Genomic DNA, 18,412 nt, shown 5'->3' on the forward strand with positions numbered 1-18,412 from the left:
TGACATTTAATTCACTTGAAGTGAATAATATATTCGAAGTGAATTAAAAACAGGAGGATTGATCAGTATGCCGGAGCCATTGCAAACAGAAAAAAACCAGAGCCGGGCCATCACTCTCTTTACGATCGGTGTGTTCATGGCGGCGCTGGACAACGGAATTATTTCCGCTGCTCTGACGACGATTAACAGCTCTTTTGATGTTTCTCCTTCATGGGGATCGTGGGGAGTGACCCTTTACACATTGGGACTCAGTGTCAGTGTGCCGATTGTCGGCAAGCTGTCGGACCGATACGGGCGGAAAAAGCTGTTTATGATTGAAGTCGGGCTGTTCGGACTCGGCTCTTTGCTTGTCGCACTCAGTCAGAGCTTCCCGATGTTTTTGGCGGCACGGCTCATTCAGGCGCTTGGCGGCGGCGGAATTTTTATTATCGGGAGTTCGCATGTGCTGGCCGTGCTTCCGAAGGAGAAACAAGGGAAAGCTCTCGGGCTTTTAGGGGCGATGAACGGTATGGCGGCCGTCCTCGGACCGAATATCGGGAGCTTTTTGCTTGATGTAACCGGATCGTGGCATTGGCTGTTCTTGATTAATCTGCCGATTGCCGCCGCTTTGGTTGTGTGCGGCGGTTTGTTTATCGCTGAAACGAAAGAGCCTGAGGCGAAACGGCTTGACCTCGCCGGCACAATGCTGCTGTCTCTTGCGATCTTATCTTGCATGATCGGTATCACGAATCTCGATGGGGCGAAGCTGTCAGAAAGCATAATGAACGTAAAGGTGTACGGTTATCTTTTGGGATCGGCACTTCTCTTTCTGGTGCTGCTTAAGGTCGAAAAGCGGGTTGAAAACCGAGGTGGCGATCCGATTCTCGCCTACTCGCTGCTGCAAAATAAAGTGTTTCAATGGACGCTCGTCATCGGATTTTTATCGGGAGGGCTGCTCGCTGCGGTCATTTTTATTCCTTCTTATGCGGAGCAATATTTGCACGTATCGGCGGAGAAAGCGGGTTATTGGATGACGCCGCTCGCGTTGGCGTCAGGAATCGGAGCGTGGCTCGGCGGGGCGATCACGGATAAAAAAGGGCCGGTCTTCTCCGCGGTTGTATCAGGCGCCATCGCATTTGCAGGCTTCAGCCTGTTTCCGTTATGGGTGACGGATAAATGGGAATTTGTCACAGCGAGTGTCATTGCGGGGATCGGTTTCGGATTTCTGCTCGGGGCTCCGCTGAATGTGCTTGTATCAGAAACGGCGGGCCAAAACAAAGGAACAGCGCTCGGCACGCTGTCACTCGTAAGGCAGGTCGGGCTGACGCTCGCTCCGGCTTTATATGCCGGCTTCATTACAGCGGGCTTTGACCGGATCGGAGATGACATCAAAAACCGTTTAGCGAAAAGCGGCATTCCCGCTGGTCAGGCGCAAACGCCGGATATCGGCGGCGGACTTTCTTCGTTGCAGGAGCAGGTAAGCCGAATCCCCGTTCCCGCTGTCAAAAAAGCGGTTTCTGATGCGATTGAAGCGGGCATTGCCAGCGGCTACCACCATCTTTATACGGCAGCCGCCGTCATTTCATTATGCACGATTGTATCTGCGGCTGTTTTGGCGTTTTTCCGAAAGCCGGCATCCTCTAAGACAGATGCCAGCCCATCCTCCGGGAAAGCTCAGTAATATGAGCGATGTGATGTTCAGAGTGCCAGACATATAGTCCGAGCGCTTGTTCCAGCGTAACCGTCTCTTTAGATACAGGATGGAAGTATGTCCGTTTGAATTGGGCTTCCGTCATGGAGCGCAAAAGAGCGGCCCATCTTCTGTGCAGGATCGCTAACAGCTCAAGCGCATCCCCGCAAGCGGCGGTTTTGGAATCATGAAGATCGGCCCAGCCTTTTTCATCATAAGGACGGATTTCCGGTTCATTCTCCGTTAAGCTCAATTTAAACCGGGTATAGCCGTTCATGTGGCTGTCCGCCAGATGGTGAACCACTTGGCGGACAGTCCATCCCCCTTCGCGGTACGGCGTATCAAGCTGACTGTCCGACATCGCTCTGACAGCTTGTTTCAGTTTGGCCGGAGCGTGTTCGAGCGTATTGATCCATTCTTGTTTCTGTCCGGCCGAAATCGATTCAGCCGGCTGATACTCTCCAATCGGATAGCTGAGGATTTGTTGTTCCATTTTTGTCTCTCTCCCGTTGATCGTATTATGAAAGTATGATGGTGATGTCGCAGCCTTCCGCTTTCGCTTCACGAAAGACCTGAAGCACACTCTCGGCTCCATTTTTTGTAAGCTGCTTACTTTGTTCAAACTGTCTCCATTCTAAAACGAGGGGGTATTCCACCCAGCCGGTCAGACAATCCCATAAAGCGTCAAGGTTTTCACCGTAGTATTCAGGAAGGGCAAGTTCCTTTTTCAATGTCTGGTGCAGGTCGCTCATACTTCTGATTTGCTCCCCGTTAATAACTGCTTTATTCATGCGCGGCTCCTTTCCCATGTTTTTATTCTATCAGTTTACCATTTTCCTCTTCAGAAGTGACCGGAGTCTGCCGCGGTTCCAGCTGGACAATGCCTTGCCCGCCGTCAACGGCCACCCTGTCCCCCGTTTTCAGTTTTGACGTTGCATTTCCGCACCCGACAACGGCAGGAATCCCCAGTTCCCGGGCAACGATTGCCGCGTGGGACAAAGGGGCGCCGACGTCTGTTATGATAGCGGCCGCTCTTGGAAAAAGCGGGGTCCAGCCTACATTGGTTGTCGACGTCACTAAAATTTCCCCCGCCGCAAAAGAATCCCCGTCTTCCGGGACATCAAGGACACGGACAATGCCCTCCACTCTCCCGGCCGCTCCCGCGAAACCTTTTAAAGTGTGCGCATCATCAGCTTCCGCAGGCATAAAAGCATCGTAATAATCCGCTCTTCTGTCAGGATTTTCAGCCCATTTAAACGGATTGAATCTTCCGTTAATAACGGATGGGAACGGCGGCAGTTTTTTATAGGTTTCATAGTTTTGCTTTCTCGCTTGAATCGACGCAACCGCCGGCTCTTTCCCCGCGAGCAGATCGGTTATTTCATGCAGATACAGGAAGAAAATATCGTCCTTCATGCCGGTCATTTCCGCCGCTCTGAGCGCGAATGCTCTGGCTGTCCGGTACACCCTGACAAATTCGGATCTGGTTGTTTCTCTCATATTCGCGTATTCTGACGCTTTTTCCATTTTGGCTTTGAGCCATTTGACCTTATGAGGAAACTTTTCTTCAAATCTTCGGAAGGCCTGTTCATGCGCCCGCTGCTGTTTCAAAAGCAGTTGTTCGGCATCAATACCCGACTCCTTGTGTTCTTTGATCTGCTTCGTCAGCCAATCCCGGTTTTCTCCCGGATGCGGTATGGAAAGTTCGTATTCATGCGGGCCACGGTGGCCTTGGTTCCTGAGATATTCTTCCTCGCTCATACGGCCTTTCATGACTTGATCAATGCCGATAATCGGCTCCAGGCTGGCCAGTCCGCCTTTTCCCCTCAGATTGGACAGCAGGAGATTCGCATCTTCTATCCCTGCGAGTTTTGTTAATTGAGAGGTTAACGACGAAGAGGATTGCGCAGAATCACGCCCGCCGGATATTAACGCAAACCACGCGTTGCATAAATACGGATAGACCTCATTGTTCCATATCGCTAATAATGCCCGCTCCGTTTCGGCTCGTTTCAGCTTTTCCTCAATATTCCAGCACCACTCCGGCGATTCGTCCAAGTAGGAGGACATGTTTTTTTTCACGAGCTTCATTTTCGACAGATACGGTTTCAGTTTTTTCGAGATGATCTTCAAAAGTTCATACTTTGAGAACGGATATAAAGGAATCTTCATTTCCGCCGGGATTTCTCCCAATGTATCGCTCATCATTTTTCCTATTTTTCCGCCTTTCGGATTCAGACCGAAAGCGGCGAGAACGGAAAGAGGCTGGCTCATATTGTTATAGGCTCTGCCGCAAATATTGCCGGACCAGACATAATAGCCCGGAATGATGCCCGACTCTTCATCCAGATTCCGGAGGAGCGACCATGTCAGCGGCGTCATCACATCGGGAATCGCTTCTCCTATATTTGTGTTTGTCCATAAAAAATCCCCGCTGAAAGAATCATTCCATTCATAGGTTTCCAGATTTCCGGCCTGTAAGGTCGTAATCGGGCGGGATTGAAGAATATACAATGTCCCGCCCGCGGCGGCCCATTCAATATCCTGCGGCCCTCCAAGATCTTTTTCCAGCTTTTTCGCCAGTTTATAGAGCTTTGACGCATATTTGCGAAATTCCCCGGGGCCGTCATATTTTTTCTTAGGCCGTGCCAGTTTAAAAGAATAGGCATCGGCTTCCCCGGAAACGAGCTGCTCCCCGAGACCGTAGACGTAATTGCCTGTCATCTCCCGCCTGCTCCCCGTAATCGGATCTGCGGTAAACAGCACTCCGGATATCTCAGACGGTATCATCAGCTGGATGACGATTGCGATTTCATGCTCATCTTCCATTCCCTGAACGGCGCTGTACGCTTTTACCCTTTCTGACTGTGCCGATCGGCGGACTTCATCAATCGCCCTGGACATTTCTTGATCTGTTTTGACATTCAACACCGTATCGAATTCTCCGGCGAAGGAAGCCTGAGCGGAATCCTCGCTCAGCGCGGATGAGCGTACGGCAAACAACGCAGATGCATGGCGGCTGCGGATGGATTTCACATATTGATCAATAGCCTCTCTCGCCTGATGGCGCAGCTGTCCGTCCTGAAAGGCAGACGGCAAAATCACAAACCCTTCAGGCACAGGATACCCGCTTTGATACATTTTAGAGAGAATGCTTCCTTTTCCTCCCGCAAAGGAATAAAGTTCGTCCGGAAGTTCTCCGAATGTTTTGACACAGTCATTCATAATGTCCCCGCTCCTTTTTAGTCGTTCATCCAAGCTCACAGTTTTTCTCTTTTTCACTTTTTTTGAAAGTATTTCCTATAAGTATACAATATATCGGTCTTCACAAGGGAGAAAATCGATGGCGTTATGTTGTCATAAATGCATCCGTCAAAACGGCCGCAGGCGGGGTCTTCAGCCTTACAGTGAAAGCGCTATTAAAATTAGAGATAGGCTGCCCGATACTGTTTGCCTGGCATTCGCTTCCGGCTTGCCGCGGAGGGTTTCGTTTGCAGGTTATGTACAACTTCCGTATCAAAAAAGGCGGCAAAAAACGCCGCCTTTTTTTCAGACTGTGCGGCCTTGATGCGCCGCCGTATTTCTTTTGGTCTGCTTCGGCTGATACACTTTCCCGACAAACAGGTATCCGTATCTGAAATGGTTGCACACCCAAGATACGAAAATGGGACCGAGCGTGCAGATCAAAAATAAAAGAAGGATGGCAGCCGCTAAAGGCATTGATCGCAAATAGCCTTCCAGAAGATATCCGCTGATTAAAAAGTAGGAGTGCAGCAGATAGATTGAAAACGAATAGTTGCTGATCATCATCACAATCGCGGGCACTTTTTTGAGCTTTGAAAACAGATGAAAACACAGAAAGATCATACTGACCGCGTAAATCATAATATCCGGACGCTTAGAGGAAATGGAGCCGCCGCTGATATATGAAACGGCCACAATCAATATTGCCGATACGGCCGCACTGAAGTAAACCGCATAACGGTACTGATTCATGAGCGATAAAAAACGCGGATATTCCTTTCCGCAATAAAATGCCAGACAGAAATAAAACACCCAGCCCGGAAACGGAACCCAAAAGAACGGAAAAATAGAATCAAGCCCCGATGATGCCGGCGGATGAAAGATGGAAAAGTAAGCCAGATAGACGGCGTTGATGATAAACGAAACAGACAGCACCCACATGGGAGATTTGTTGTTCAGCCAGCGGTGCAGCAGCATATGGAGAATGTAAAATTGAAAGATCACAAGAATGAAGTAGCCGATGAAGTTTCCTAAAAACACATTCTCTAAAAATTTACCGATCACTGAAACGAATCCGGCTCCTTCTTCCGCCACGCTTTTCATTAAAATGGCATCCACCGCGGCAATAAACAGAAACGGCACGAAAATGACTTTGCCCCTTTTCTTTAAAAAACCCGCGGGAACGCCTCCCGGGTATGACCTGGCAAGCAGAAATTCCGAAATAAAGATAAACGCCGGCGTGCTGAACATCAACAGGGTCCGAAAAGCATCAACTGTATGGGCGGCACTGGCTAAGGACTCTTCCTGAATCATCAGCACCATTGAAACTACGTGAAGCAGAACCACACTTAAACAGGACAGGCAGCGAATCACGAAAATTTCTTTTATCTGCATGCGGCCGCTCCTTTTTCACAAGCGCGCCGGACTTTAGCGTATGCTTGGCGCAGCCATTTTTCCCGCAGCTCGGGTGTGCTCGTTTTGACGACAGAAAAAAGGTTCCGCTCGGCTTTTTGAATGCCGCAAAATTGCAGAATGCCTTTTTTCAGCGTAATCCAGTCCGAGTTTTTCCGGAACCACTTTAAGTACCAGCCCGGGGAATCCGCCGTATAAAAGACCTGTGCCGTCTCTGCCCGGAGCAATCCTTTTACGCGGCCGTTTTCATATGTGTAGGCTTCTCCGGCGACAAGCACTCTGTCAAAAAAGCCTTTCATAATCGCCGGAACGCCTCCCCACCACAGCGGGTAGATGAAAATGAGATGATCCGCTTCTTTCATCAGTTTCCGGTATTTCTTCGTTTCAGCGTCCCGGTTCATGTCAGAGCGCTTTTTTTCGCCGCCGTACTTCAGCACGGGATCAAATTGGTCGGCGTATAAGTCAATGACCGTATAGCTTTGGCCGCTGTCCTTTAAAGCCATGACGACGTATTTTACGAGAGCCGCATTGAAACTGTTCTCATCCGGGTTTGCATACACAATCACCGTCTTCATATGTCCCTCCCATTATTTCTTAATTTTTACAATGATTATATCATGATGTCATATGAATGAGGCAAAGACATGAGAAAGGCTTTTTCCAGTTCCGCTGCCGTTTCGACATCCCCTTTCTGCATATTTTCGCTGATTTTGGCGCCGCGGATTCAATGACAAGCATCCGGCACTTCTGCGTTTTTGAGCGGCCGTATGGTATACTAGCTGTCAAATGAATGGCTTGGAGGACAACATGAGAATTTTAAAGTACGCGATTTTAGGGCTTTTGCGAAAAGGCGAATTGAGCGGATATGATATATCGAGCTATTTTAAGGAAGAGCTCGGCCAGTTTTGGAGCGCAAAGCACAGCCAGATTTATCCGGAATTAAAAAAACTGACGGCTGAGGGATTTATTACGTTTCGCACTGCGATTCAAGGAACAAAGCTTGAGAAAAAAATGTACACGCTGACTGACAAGGGAGAGCTGGAGCTTGCTGCCTGGCTGACGAAAAAAGACCCGATTCCGGAAACGGTGAAGGATGAATTTATGCTGAAGGCTTATTTCATCTCAGCTTTGACGCAGGAAGAAGCAGATGAGCTATTCACCGATCAGCTCGTAAAGCGGAAGGAGAAATTGTCCGATCTGGAAAACAGTTATCAAGAACTGATGACATCGTCCGCGGAGGCGGATTCATTTTCTTCTCCTGATTTCGGCCATTATCTCGTGCTGACAAAAGCGCTTGAGCGGGAACGGAATTATATTTCCTGGCTTGAAGATATTTTGGCTCTCATCAAAAAAGCATAAACAAAACGGGGCGGCTCTGTATCTGCAAGCCGCCTGTTTACGTTCTGAGAACCGCATTGATAAACGAATCAGCCATTAAAATAAGAAAAAGCAGACTGAAATACACAATCGAATAAAAAAACATCCCCTTCGACCATTGCGTGTCATCCGCCGCCTGAAAGCCTTTGACGCTCCGGTACAGCCAGATGGCTCCGAGCAGGAGAGCGGACGCGGTATAAAACAGGCTGACGTCTATATAAAAAGGAACGAGCAGCGAAACCGCAGTCAGAACGGCAATATAGCGCAGCATTTTTATTTTTGTGGCGCGGTTGCCTTTTATGATCGGCAAAAGCGGAATGCCGGCGGCACGATACTCTTCCTTTCGCCTGATTCCGATCGCCCAGAAATGCGGCGGCTGCCACAAAAACATAATCGCGTATAACAAAATCGCGGGCATATCAATGTACCCGGTGAGCGCGCAATAACCGATTAAAGGCGGAGCCGCCCCGGGAAAGCTGCCGACAAATGTGCTCCAGACGGATTGTCTTTTAAACCAAAGCGTATAAACGACGGCATACAGCAAAAAGGCAAGCAGGCCAAGAACGGCGGTCAGTACATTAAGCGAAACAAGCATGATGAATCCGCATGCGCCGAGACATGTGCCGTACAGGATCATGACCGGCGGCGGTATTCTCCCCGTGACGCTGGCGCGGGTGCGGGTTCGCGCCATCTTTGCGTCCATGCCGCGGTCAAAAAAGTTATTAAAAACAGTGCTTGATGCCATGACTAACGCCGTTCCGATCATGGCAACCGCCATGGCGGCAAATATACCGGGCCCTCCGCCCGTCCTTTCTGACTGAATCCATGCGATCCAAAATCCGCCCAATGCGGCGAGTGAATTTGAGATGATAATCCCCGGTTTGGCAAGAATGATAAAGTCCTTGACCGTCATCCGGTTTCCGTTATGCTTCAGCGGCTGTTCCGTCTGTGCTGCATTTGAGTTCATTTGTTCAGGTTCTCCTTTTTCGGCTTATCATATCAGGAAGAATCAGGAAGCGCAATTTATTTTGGGTATTTTTCACACAATTGTAAATTGTGTATGAAAAGCCGCATCTTGTGACCGGATGCGGCTTTTGCCTTTTTCTATTCAAATCCTGTCCATACAGCTTTTTCAATCCAGCGGATGCTCCGAGCTCGGGCCGGCGATGGCGGCTCCACGCGTCATTTTTGCGCCTCACTGAGATGTTCGCTCTCTTCAGTCACTCAAAAACCGTGTGGATATTGCAAATCGACGTTCTTCTTTCCCGAGCCTTTTCAAGAAAACTTCAGAAAAATAGAAAACCTTGCCGATTAGACGGCAAGGTTTGTTTCTTACAGTGTAAATGCGATATCCGCCCCTGATACAGGGTCTTTGACGAATACGCCCTCTTCTTTTTCTTCGATCCCAAAGCCGGCATCGGTCAGCGCTTTTGTCACACGTGACAGCTCTTTTTGATGCGGCAGCGCGATGGTGTAATAATCCAGCCCGCTTGCATTTCCCGGTTTCGGCGGCGCATGTTTTCCGGCCCATATATTCAGACCGATGTGATGGTGATACCCTCCCGCTGAAACAAACAGAGCGGACATGGCGGCGTAATTGCCGACAATGTCAAAACCGAGGATATCGGTGTAAAACGCTTTGGCTTCCTGTAAGTCCGTCACATGAAGATGGATGTGGCCGATAACAGTTCCTTCTGGAAGACGGCTTTTCCGTTCAGCTCCGGCTTCTTCCAAAAGCCCGTCCACATCGACGGGCGCCGTTTGCATGACATAATTGCCCTCTGCATCCCGGCGCCACGTGCTGCGGGGACGATCGGCGTATATTTCAATACCGTTGCCGTCCGGATCAGACAGGTAAAGAGCCTCACTGACCGCGTGATCCCCCTGACCGAGCGCGATGCCGTTTTCAATCAGCCTGGCCAATGCGATGCCGAGTTCTTTCCGGTCAGGCAGAAGTATCGCGAAATGGTAAAGGCCGGTGACAGACCGCTCCGGCAGAACGACGGCGCTTGGATTTTCTTCAAGCACCAGCAGGACGCGTTTTCCGTCTGCTGACAGTCTTGCTGAACGATCTGTCTGCGAGATGACTTGAAGGCCGATTACATTCCGGTAAAAGCCGAGCGAGCGTTCCATATTTTTAATGGTCAATTTGACATAACCGATTGCCGTATCTTGATGAATGCCGGTCATTTGAACGCCTTCTTTCTTATGCTGAAAAAGTTTCTCCCTTTTTTGATTTGAAAAGGAGCTGATCCAATGAAAGCAGACGGCTTCCTGAAAGCGCTAAGTGAATTGACGCAACCAGTAAGATGAAATCAAATTCCGATCCGCCCATAAATGGTGAGGAAAGCTTCGCCGTGAAGATGGCGCCGACTAATGTGACGGCAAACAGAACGCCGATAATGCGCGTTGCCAAACCGAAAAAGATCAGAACCCCGCCGACAAGCTCAATCGTCGCGATGACATAGACCATAAAGGCCGGAATCCCGATGCTCTGGAAAAATTGCGCAGTTCCTTCCAACCCTTGAAACTTGGATAAACCGTGAACAAAAAAGATAATACCTGTTACAACCCTTAAAAGCAGTGTTCCTGTTTCGAATGATTTATTCATAAAATCCTCCTTGAAAATTATTATCACTTACTTTATGTAAGCTAGTATATATACATAACTTATTTACGTCAAGTAATTTTGTTACATTTAACGAAAATAACTTAAAAGTACTATTTGCCTTCGCGAAAAAAAGACCTCCGCACTCTGTCGGAGGTCTTTTTCCCTATCTATAATTCCCGGAACTGGCTTTCATATAATTCCCGGTAAAACCCGTTCTGGCTGAGAAGTTCGGCATGGGTTCCTTTTTCAGCCATTTCGCCGTCTTTCAGCACAAGAATCTGATCCGCTTTTTGAATCGTGTTCAGCCTGTGAGCGATGATGACGCTTGTTCTGCCCGCCATTAAACGGCCGAGCGCTTCTTGTATTTTCACTTCGGTCACTGTGTCAATGTTGCTCGTCGCTTCATCCAAAATGAGCAGCACCGGGTCTGCCAGCACAGCTCTCGCGATGGAAATGAGCTGTTTTTGTCCTTGGCTGATGCCCGCGCCGTTTTGGGTAAGAACAGTATCATAGCCTTTCGGGAGCCGTTCGATGAACCCGTGGGCATTGGCGGCTTTTGCGGCTTCCTCCACCTCTTTGTCAGAAGCATCCAGACGGCCGTAGCGAATATTTTCCCTGATGGTGCCCTGAAAGAGAAAGGAATCCTGCAGGACAAACCCCATGTTTTTTCTCAGACTGGATCTCGTCAGTTTTTTGATGTCCGTTCCGTCAATGAGGATTTTTCCATTATTCGGCTCGTAAAAACGGGCGATCAGGCTCGTAATGGTTGTTTTACCCGCTCCGGTCGGTCCGACGAAGGCGATGGACTGTCCTTTCGGAACGCTGAAGGACAGGTGTTTTAAGATCGGGCTGTCTTCATGATAGCCGAAGGAGACATCTCGGAATTCAATCTCTCCCGTTTTGATCGGCTGGTACAGCGCATGCTCTTCATCTTCCCGCTCCTCTTTTTCATCAAGCACGTCAAACACCCGTTCAGCCCCGGCGATGGCCGATAACATCGTATTGAACTGATTGGCTAAATCATTTAAAGGGCGCGTGAACTGCCGCGAATATTCGGCGAATACGACGATGGAACCGATTGAAATCCATCCCTTCAGCGCAAACAGCCCGCCGACCGCCGCTATAATCGTAAAGCTTAAATTGTTTAAAGAGTTCATGACTTTCGGAATGAATCCCGAAATTGTCTGCGCCCAAAACCCCGATGATTGTAACGCCGCGTTTTTTTCTAAAAATTGTTCCATGACGCGGTCTTCCCTCGAATAGGCTTTAATGACCTTCGCCCCTGATATCGACTCTTCAATAAAACCGTTCAGCTCGCCGAGGTTTTTCTGCTGCTGCTTAAACAGCAATCCCGTCCGGTTGGTGATCCATTTAATGCTCAAAAGCATGATCGGAATAATCAAAAGCGTGATCAATGTTAAAAGCGGACTCATGTACAGCATGACGGAGATTGTGCCGACGAATGTAATGACGCTCGACAGCACTTGAATGACGGATGTATTTAAAGTGGAGCTGACATTTTCGATATCATTGGTGACCCGGCTCATTAAGTCCCCGAGCCGCTGTTTGTCAAAAAACGGAATCGGCAGCTCATGCAGATGGGTAAACAGCTCGCTCCGCATTTTAAACACGGTGCTTTGCGAGATATTGATCATCCAATAGTTTTGAAACCATAAGGACAATGATTGCACGAGGTAAATCCCAAACAGGATGAACAGCACCCCCGCCAATCCGTCTGTCGTCTGGCCGACGATAAAATGATCAATCGCTTTCCCGATGACGAACGGTCCGAGCAGGCCGAATATGGCGCTTATGACTACCATGATGATCACAAGGGTTAAAAGCCCTTTTTTCTCGGCTACATAAGACCAGATTCTGCGCAGCGTGCCTTTTGTATCTTTTGCTTTCGCGCGTTTTCTGCCGCCTTCATTTGATTTGAGCGGTATTTTCGGATATCGGAAAGGTTTACGAATGTCTTTTTGCATTGTCAGCTCCCTCCTTTCCGAATTGTGATTCATAAATCTGCCGGTACAGATGAGACTGTGCCATCAGCTCTTTGTGCGTGCCTTTGGCCAGCAGTTCGCCGTCTTCAAGCAATAATATGGTGTCAGCCTTCATCGCAGTCGTTATTTTCTGCGTAATAATCAGTGTCGTGCATTCATAGGATCTGATCGCTTGTAAAAGCTTCGCTTCCGTTTGAAGATCAAGCGCGCTCGTACTGTCATCTAACAGCAGGAGGGACGGCTTTCTGATAAAAGCGCGCGCGATGGAAATCCGCTGCTTCTGCCCGCCTGACAAATTGACGCCCCGCTGTCCCAGCACCGTGTCGTATCCGTTTGACAGCTTCATAATCGTGTCATGGATTTGCGCGTCTTTGGCCGCCTCCATTACTTCATCTAGTGAAGCATCCTCCCGCCCCCAGGCGATATTTTCACGGATGGTGCCCGAAAACAGAAGCACTTCCTGCGGAACATAGCCGATTTCCCTGCGCAGCCCGCAAGCGGAGAATTCACCGATCGGTTTGCCGTCTATGAAAATACTGCCCGAATCAGCCGTGTACAGGCGCGGAATCAGCTGAAAAAGCGTTGATTTTCCTGAACCTGTCGCGCCCATAATGGCAACCGTTTCTTTCGGGCTGGCAGAAAAGGACACGTGATGCAGCGCGTCTTTTTCCATGCCCGGATAGCGGAAGGACACTTCGCGAAACTCAATCCCGCCTGCAAGCGCCCGTGCCGGGTCCTGCCCCGTTCCCTCGCCGCCTTCTGTTTCCAGCACCTCGCCGATTCTTTCTCCGGAAGCCTTCGCCCGGGAAAATACCATGATGAGAAAAGGAAGGACGGACAGCGCGCCTGTAATCCGCGTCGCATAGTTAATGACGGAAACGACATCGCCGACCTGCGCTCCGCCCTGAGCAATGCTTTTGGCGCCGAACCATAAGATAAACAAAATACAAATGTTCATCAGCAGCATTAAAATCGGCATCGCCGCTTCCACGAGACGAAAAGCGGAGACCGTTTTTTCCATCAGCTTCGTATTCGATTTCAAAAAACGTTTCACTTCGTGGTTTGCACGGAGGAGCGCTTTAATCAGTTTGATCGCCGTCAGGTTTTCCTGCATGATCGTGTTGACCTGATCAAGCCGCTTTTGCACAGACCGAAACAGCGCGCCGCCTCTTTTCAGCACCCACAGCAAAAACAAAAGCAAAATCGGCACCGTGATCAGCAGAAAAAACCCGAGTTTCGCATTGACGGTCAGCGAGAGAATAATGCCCCCCGCAATCATTAACGGCGCCCGGAGCATAAACCGGAGACTCATGAAAAGCATATTCTGAACCTGTGTCACATCGTTTGTCAGCCGGGTGATAAACGATGTGGATGAGAATTGCGCAAATGTCGAATAGGAGAAGGATTGAATTTTTTGAAAAAGCCCTTTTCGCGTATCATACGCATAGCTCTGGCTGATGTGGGCGGAGTAGAATGAATTTAAAATGCCCGATGCGAATGAAACAGCGGTCAGTCCGATCATCACGCCGCCCCACAGCCAAACCGTTCCGAGATCCTGCTTTAAAATTCCTTCGTCAATGATTTTCCCGATCAGCAGGGGCTGTATCAGCTCTACCGCAAGCTCGATGAGCATGAAAAACAGAGCGATTCCCGCCAAAAGAGAATACGGTTTTACATATGATAAAGCCTTTGACATGTGTAAGCCTCCAAATCCTTTGTTCAATATGTATGTATATTTATTTTATTTGTTTGTCTTAAATGAATAAAGGATTAACCCTTGAACTCCCACTTTTATTATGTATTTTGTGTAAAAAAAGCGGAAATCATTGAGGATAAAAATTGAGGGAATGAAGCGTGCAGATATATGGAGGCTGTCTTATCTTTTCTTTTTACCAGCTCCTGAACCGGAGCCTTTTATTTTAAAATGACTAGCGGAGCCTTTAACAGACGTCCGCTAGTCAGATGATCATTCATACCGTGTCATTTCATCTAACGAATAAAAACGAGAGCGACCCCGAATCCTTTATCAGCATCAAACTCATTGATCACTTTCATGACCTGCCAGCGCTGGTTTGGAGCATCAGATTTTGTTGCAATCCCGTTATGAGCGTGAATAAAATCTCCCGGTTTCACAGTCTCATCGCATCTGACATATACCTGGCCGATGAGTCCGACAATGTTCCACTCGTCTCTCTCTTCTCTTGAAGCGTAGTCTTCTTCAGGCCGAAAGTCCGGATTTTCCTTTGGCGCCATGACCGTATGGCCGTTCGCATCTTTCTGTTCTTCATAAACATAGCCGCCAAATTCATTCTTTACGTATCGTCCCGACCAGTGAAAACTCGACTCGCCAAGAATCACTCCGGCGGTCTCGGAAATGACCCCAAGCATGAGGTCACCTTTTTCAGCCGGTCTGATCTTATCACCTTCAAGTGTGACAAGTGTTCCCGTCGGAATCTTTTCCCCTCTCAGGCTTTCAAAATACTCGGCGTAGTCAGAGAATGTCGAGGAACCTGTTACGCCTCCCGTAGCCTTAATTGTTCCTTCTTTTGCGTGAAGCTCAATCTTTCTGTTGGCTGATGACGGAGTGCTGCCGGCACCCCAGCCCCATACAGTTGAGTTCGCATTTGGGTTAATCGTATTATATGAACCGATTACTCCAGATTGAGAACCTCCTGCAGCCTGTCCCCGGACAGAACCGACGACAAAGCCATTAGTTCCTGTAACATGGGAATCTTTAGATGCCATAACAGAAGATCCTTTATGTTTAAACAACTCATACGGTGTTTTTTTACCGCCTACATGAAATGTTGTTTCATATCCTTGAAAATCAATATTTGATATATTCAGATCCGGACCCGAAGAATAGAGTCCGACCGTTCCGCTGCCGGCTCCCAATCTATGCCCGTATACATTGCTCACTGTACAATTATCAACGCCTCCGCCAAAAGCAAGCCCCGTCGTGCCGCCGTCAACTAGAAAAACGCCGTCAATCATGCACTTACCTACCGCATTTTCTCCGCCAAGAACATACAGATCATGAGCAGCGGAGCGGAACCCGCGGATCGTAATATTCTTCAGATTGACATACCGCCCTTTGTAATAAATCATAATGATCGTGTCATTGCTGTAATCGTATGAACGATCTTCACAAATAGCTTGGAAATTCACTATATTAACTGAATCATAGCCCGAAACAACCAACGCACTCGCTCCGACGCCTTTATATATAGAATTTTGTTTAGGATTTGTTGCCTGACAATTTACTAATTGGACATCATGGGCAGTTTTTGATGTCGGCTCAGCCGATAAATGATGGCCAATATGTCTAATGCAAAAACCGATCGCATTTTCGTAAGCACGGCAATTAGCCAGTTGAACTCGTTTAGCCGCCGGTGCATAGTCATGCGCCTTAATTTCAAAACCGCGTGCACCGCCAATTGCAACACAGCTATCTACAAATACATCTTGAGAACCGTCATCGATCTCAAAGCAATTTGAATTTGACGTGCCATTCCCATTTCCCATCGGGTGATAGGAAACACAGTGGCTGAAAGTAGTGTGGAATCCAAAATGACAAGTAAAGTTATCATCCCCGGACCCTGTTGCTTCACAATGTGAAAACGTTACAAAGTTACAGCCGTTGGGCTGATAATAAGTTGGATCATCTTTTTCTCCATGTCTGTTATAGTTCGGGCTTGTAGAATCAAAGCCGTGCAGGCCGGCGTTCTTCGCAAACACATGCTCGACAAAAGAATAGTCAACATTCGCAAAAAGCAAACAGCTTGAAGTGGGGCCTTTCGGAATCTTCCAGCCGGCAGGACGCGTATCCTTGTTCCAATCCAAAGTGAGATGGCCGACATAAATATTTTCATTACCGTTCGTATAATCACTGTTGGTCAGAACAGAATGGCCGACCGGTGTTTCGTCTAATAATTTAATGACCGTTCTTTTCTTGCCTGCTCCGACAAGCATTGTATTTGAAGGAACAAACAATCCCGATGTTCTGAATACACCCGCGGGAACTGTTACGACATAACCTCCGTCGGCCATGGCATCATGAAATGCCTGCGTATCATCCGTTACGCCGTCACCTTTAGCTCCAAAATCCATAACGTTCCGCTCTGTCACATGTTCAAATCTGTTTTCATACATTTTAAGTCTTTCGTTTAAATTTTCATAAGTTGACGTGCCATTGCTAAGCGCAGCACCGATTTTGCTGTCAATCGCTTCAAAGTTTTGAGCAATGCTTTCAACCTCAATTCCCTCCGTTTTATCGGGTTTGTAAAGTCCTAAGAAAGTCGTATAGTTTGTCATTGCCTTGCCTCCTATTTGTTAATTGTTATATAAAAATACCGCAGAAGTCATTTCGTTTTTTGCACCCCCTCATTTTCACTCCTGCATGTACAGGTGGCAAAGGTATGACAAATTCATACATTTTTTCAAAACATAAAAAGAGCGCCGGATTAACAAGCGCTCTGCACATAGTCTGCTGCTGCAGTATTTTAACCGTTCAATATTTTCTCGACACGCTCCCGCATTTGCGGAACGCCTAATCCGACAATGACCTGAAGCGCCCTGCCTTTTCTGACGACTCCGTGGGCTCCCAGCTCTCTGAAATCGGCGTCACTTTTGACCTTTGATTCATCAGCGACAGTGACGCGGAGACGGGTGGCGCAGTTGGTGACCTCCGTAATATTGTCCTTTCCGCCCAGCGCTTCAATATACAAAGCGGCTGTATCCCGCTGTGTTTCGTCTGCCGCCGCTGTTTCTTTTGAAGCCTGCTTCCGTTCTCTGTACTCCTTTTTCGAATAGAGCTTTGTTTCCTGCCCCTCCTCTTTTTCTCTGCCCGGTGTGGCGATGTTGAATTTGAGAATGAGGAAACGGAAGACGAAAAAGTAAACAGCGGTAAAACACAACCCGATGATGATCTGGTATACATACGTCAAGCCGTGGCTTGACGCCAGCGGGATCCAGTTCAAGGTCGCAGCTTCGATCAAACCGCCTCCCATATTTCCGACGACGCCGGCCATATACATGACGGTTGCCATGGAAGCGGCAAGCAAAGCATGAACCGCAAATAAAAACGGCGAGATAAAAAGGAATGTAAATTCAATCGGCTCTGTAATTCCCGCGACAATGGACGTCAAGGTGACCGGGATCAATAGGCCGGCGACGATTTTTTTCTTTTCCTTTGAAGCCGTGGCGTAAAAAGCGAGCGCGATTCCCGGAATGCCGAAGATTTTCGAGTTGCCGTGAAGCGCGAAGCCCCCCTGCGGGAACAATTCTTTCAGCGGTTTGACGCTTTGAGAGTATTCCCCGAGATGCTGGGCCCAATAGGTGACGATACCGCCTTCAGCCACAGCCGGACCGTAAATAAACGGCGAGTAAATAAAATGATGCAGGCCGGTCGGAATTAAAATCCGCTCCAGGAACGTGTAAATCCACACGCCGATCGCCCCGGAAGAAACGAGAAAACTTTGCAGCGATCCGATTCCGGACTGAACCATCGGCCACACGTATGCCACCGCAAGCGAAATCGGTATCATAATAAAGAAAGAAATGATAACGATGTATGAAGATCCTTGAAAAATCCCCAGAAAATCCGGCAGTTTTTTATCAAAATAACGATTGTGCAAATACACGACAATAGATGAAATAAAGATGGCGCCGATAATATTCGTATCAAGCGTTTTGATCCCGGCGATCATCGTCAGCCCGCTCGTTCCGCCCGCTTCCTGAGTCATATCGACATGAAAAGCCCCGCCCCAAACCGTCAGAATCGCATTGATAAAGTAATTGAATGTCAGATAAACTGTAAGCGCTTCCAAACAGGCCCGCGCCTGCGCTTTTTTCGCTAAGGCGACAGGTATGCCGATCGCAAACAGGAGCGGCATTTGATTAAAGACGGTCCAGCCGCCCTGTTCAATGACGTACCAGCATTGATACCAAAGCCCGTCAGGATCAGCCAGCGGCCCCATCAGCGTTTTATTTTTAAACAGCGTACTCAGACCGACAATAATACCGGAAAATGCAAATAATAAAACAGGCACAAACATCGCGCTGCCGAAGCGCTGGACTTTTTGCATCATTTCACGT

14 protein-coding genes are annotated in these 18,412 nt (G+C 48.3%); 2 read left to right on the forward strand and 12 right to left on the reverse strand.

What is annotated here, in order from left to right; genetic code table 11:
* The first annotated feature begins 67 nt into the window (after window positions 1-67).
* On the forward strand, window positions 68-1,660 hold the full coding sequence (locus tag BZ167_RS05400) for an MFS transporter (RefSeq protein ID WP_077391964.1): 1,593 nt from the start codon (window positions 68-70) through the stop codon (window positions 1,658-1,660).
* Here the strand turns inward: BZ167_RS05400 and bstA are convergent.
* The 5 genes from bstA to BZ167_RS05425 form a co-directional block, all read right to left on the reverse strand.
* Window positions 1,620-2,162 carry a bacillithiol transferase BstA gene (gene bstA, locus BZ167_RS05405; RefSeq protein ID WP_077391965.1) on the reverse strand — a complete coding sequence of 181 codons (543 nt, stop codon included), beginning with the start codon at window positions 2,160-2,162 and terminating at the stop codon, window positions 1,620-1,622. The two genes, BZ167_RS05400 and bstA, sit on opposite strands and share 41 nt — an antisense overlap.
* A gap of 25 nt (window positions 2,163-2,187) precedes the next feature.
* Window positions 2,188-2,460 carry a ribonuclease inhibitor Barstar gene (locus BZ167_RS05410; protein ID WP_033575012.1) on the reverse strand — a complete coding sequence of 91 codons (273 nt, stop codon included), beginning with the start codon at window positions 2,458-2,460 and terminating at the stop codon, window positions 2,188-2,190.
* Window positions 2,461-2,482: 22 nt separating this feature from the next.
* The gene (locus BZ167_RS05415; protein ID WP_077391966.1) at window positions 2,483-4,894 is read right to left on the reverse strand and encodes a PEP/pyruvate-binding domain-containing protein; all 2,412 of its coding nucleotides are present in this window, start codon (window positions 4,892-4,894) and stop codon (window positions 2,483-2,485) included.
* Window positions 4,895-5,218: 324 nt separating this feature from the next.
* Window positions 5,219-6,307: an acyltransferase family protein gene (locus BZ167_RS05420; protein ID WP_033574998.1), complete on the reverse strand. Its 1,089-nt coding sequence runs from the start codon at window positions 6,305-6,307 to the stop codon at window positions 5,219-5,221.
* Window positions 6,298-6,900, reverse strand: a complete 603-nt coding sequence (locus BZ167_RS05425) for an NAD(P)H-dependent oxidoreductase (RefSeq protein WP_007408540.1) — start codon at window positions 6,898-6,900, stop codon at window positions 6,298-6,300. The genes BZ167_RS05420 and BZ167_RS05425 overlap by 10 nt, the downstream gene beginning before the upstream one ends.
* A gap of 232 nt (window positions 6,901-7,132) precedes the next feature.
* Here BZ167_RS05425 and BZ167_RS05430 point away from each other — a divergent pair, with 232 nt between their 5' ends.
* Complete coding sequence (locus BZ167_RS05430) at window positions 7,133-7,684, forward strand: PadR family transcriptional regulator (protein ID WP_012117104.1); 552 nt, start codon at window positions 7,133-7,135, stop codon at window positions 7,682-7,684.
* Window positions 7,685-7,721: 37 nt separating this feature from the next.
* Here the strand turns inward: BZ167_RS05430 and cyoE are convergent, their stop codons facing one another.
* From cyoE to BZ167_RS05470, 7 genes are all read right to left on the reverse strand, one after another.
* Complete coding sequence (gene cyoE, locus BZ167_RS05435; RefSeq protein WP_015417050.1) at window positions 7,722-8,669, reverse strand: heme o synthase; 948 nt, start codon at window positions 8,667-8,669, stop codon at window positions 7,722-7,724.
* Between the two features lie 365 nt (window positions 8,670-9,034).
* Window positions 9,035-9,892 (reverse strand): catechol 2,3-dioxygenase, encoded by an 858-nt coding sequence (locus tag BZ167_RS05445; protein WP_015417049.1) that lies wholly within the window; start codon window positions 9,890-9,892, stop codon window positions 9,035-9,037.
* Window positions 9,893-9,908: 16 nt separating this feature from the next.
* Complete coding sequence (locus tag BZ167_RS05450) at window positions 9,909-10,313, reverse strand: DoxX family oxidoreductase CatD (protein WP_012117101.1); 405 nt, start codon at window positions 10,311-10,313, stop codon at window positions 9,909-9,911.
* Between the two features lie 167 nt (window positions 10,314-10,480).
* Window positions 10,481-12,298, reverse strand: coding sequence for an ABC transporter ATP-binding protein (locus tag BZ167_RS05455; protein WP_060674556.1), 1,818 nt, complete (start codon window positions 12,296-12,298; stop codon window positions 10,481-10,483).
* Window positions 12,279-14,012, reverse strand: a complete 1,734-nt coding sequence (locus BZ167_RS05460; protein ID WP_015239413.1) for an ABC transporter ATP-binding protein — start codon at window positions 14,010-14,012, stop codon at window positions 12,279-12,281. Before BZ167_RS05460 ends, BZ167_RS05455 begins: the two co-directional genes overlap by 20 nt.
* 293 nt (window positions 14,013-14,305) lie before the next feature.
* On the reverse strand, window positions 14,306-16,630 hold the full coding sequence (locus BZ167_RS05465; protein WP_053573599.1) for a peptidase G2 autoproteolytic cleavage domain-containing protein: 2,325 nt from the start codon (window positions 16,628-16,630) through the stop codon (window positions 14,306-14,308).
* 188 nt (window positions 16,631-16,818) lie between these two features.
* Window positions 16,819-18,405, reverse strand: coding sequence for an alpha-glucoside-specific PTS transporter subunit IIBC (locus tag BZ167_RS05470; protein ID WP_012117097.1), 1,587 nt, complete (start codon window positions 18,403-18,405; stop codon window positions 16,819-16,821).
* Window positions 18,406-18,412: the final 7 nt, after the last annotated feature.

The sequence above is a fragment of the Bacillus sp. 275 genome (genome assembly GCF_001999205.1).
GTDB lineage: Bacteria > Bacillota > Bacilli > Bacillales > Bacillaceae > Bacillus > Bacillus velezensis.

Bases quoted from the DNA above. Each gene is read 5' to 3' on its own strand.
- BZ167_RS05470 (WP_012117097.1), bottom strand. From the start codon at position 18,405: ATGATGCAAAAAGTCCAGCGCTTCGGCAGCGCGATGTTTGTGCCTGTT.
- bstA (WP_077391965.1), bottom strand. From the start codon at position 2,162: ATGGAACAACAAATCCTCAGCTATCCGATTGGAGAGTATCAGCCGGCT.
- BZ167_RS05465 (WP_053573599.1), bottom strand. From the start codon at position 16,630: ATGACAAACTATACGACTTTCTTAGGACTTTACAAACCCGATAAAACG.
- BZ167_RS05460 (WP_015239413.1), bottom strand. From the start codon at position 14,012: ATGTCAAAGGCTTTATCATATGTAAAACCGTATTCTCTTTTGGCGGGA.
- BZ167_RS05430 (WP_012117104.1), top strand. From the start codon at position 7,133: ATGAGAATTTTAAAGTACGCGATTTTAGGGCTTTTGCGAAAAGGCGAA.
- cyoE (WP_015417050.1), bottom strand. From the start codon at position 8,669: ATGAACTCAAATGCAGCACAGACGGAACAGCCGCTGAAGCATAACGGA.
- BZ167_RS05420 (WP_033574998.1), bottom strand. From the start codon at position 6,307: ATGCAGATAAAAGAAATTTTCGTGATTCGCTGCCTGTCCTGTTTAAGT.
- BZ167_RS05400 (WP_077391964.1), top strand. From the start codon at position 68: ATGCCGGAGCCATTGCAAACAGAAAAAAACCAGAGCCGGGCCATCACT.
- BZ167_RS05445 (WP_015417049.1), bottom strand. From the start codon at position 9,892: ATGACCGGCATTCATCAAGATACGGCAATCGGTTATGTCAAATTGACC.
- BZ167_RS05425 (WP_007408540.1), bottom strand. From the start codon at position 6,900: ATGAAGACGGTGATTGTGTATGCAAACCCGGATGAGAACAGTTTCAAT.
- BZ167_RS05415 (WP_077391966.1), bottom strand. From the start codon at position 4,894: ATGAATGACTGTGTCAAAACATTCGGAGAACTTCCGGACGAACTTTAT.
- BZ167_RS05410 (WP_033575012.1), bottom strand. From the start codon at position 2,460: ATGAATAAAGCAGTTATTAACGGGGAGCAAATCAGAAGTATGAGCGAC.
- BZ167_RS05450 (WP_012117101.1), bottom strand. From the start codon at position 10,313: ATGAATAAATCATTCGAAACAGGAACACTGCTTTTAAGGGTTGTAACA.
- BZ167_RS05455 (WP_060674556.1), bottom strand. From the start codon at position 12,298: ATGCAAAAAGACATTCGTAAACCTTTCCGATATCCGAAAATACCGCTC.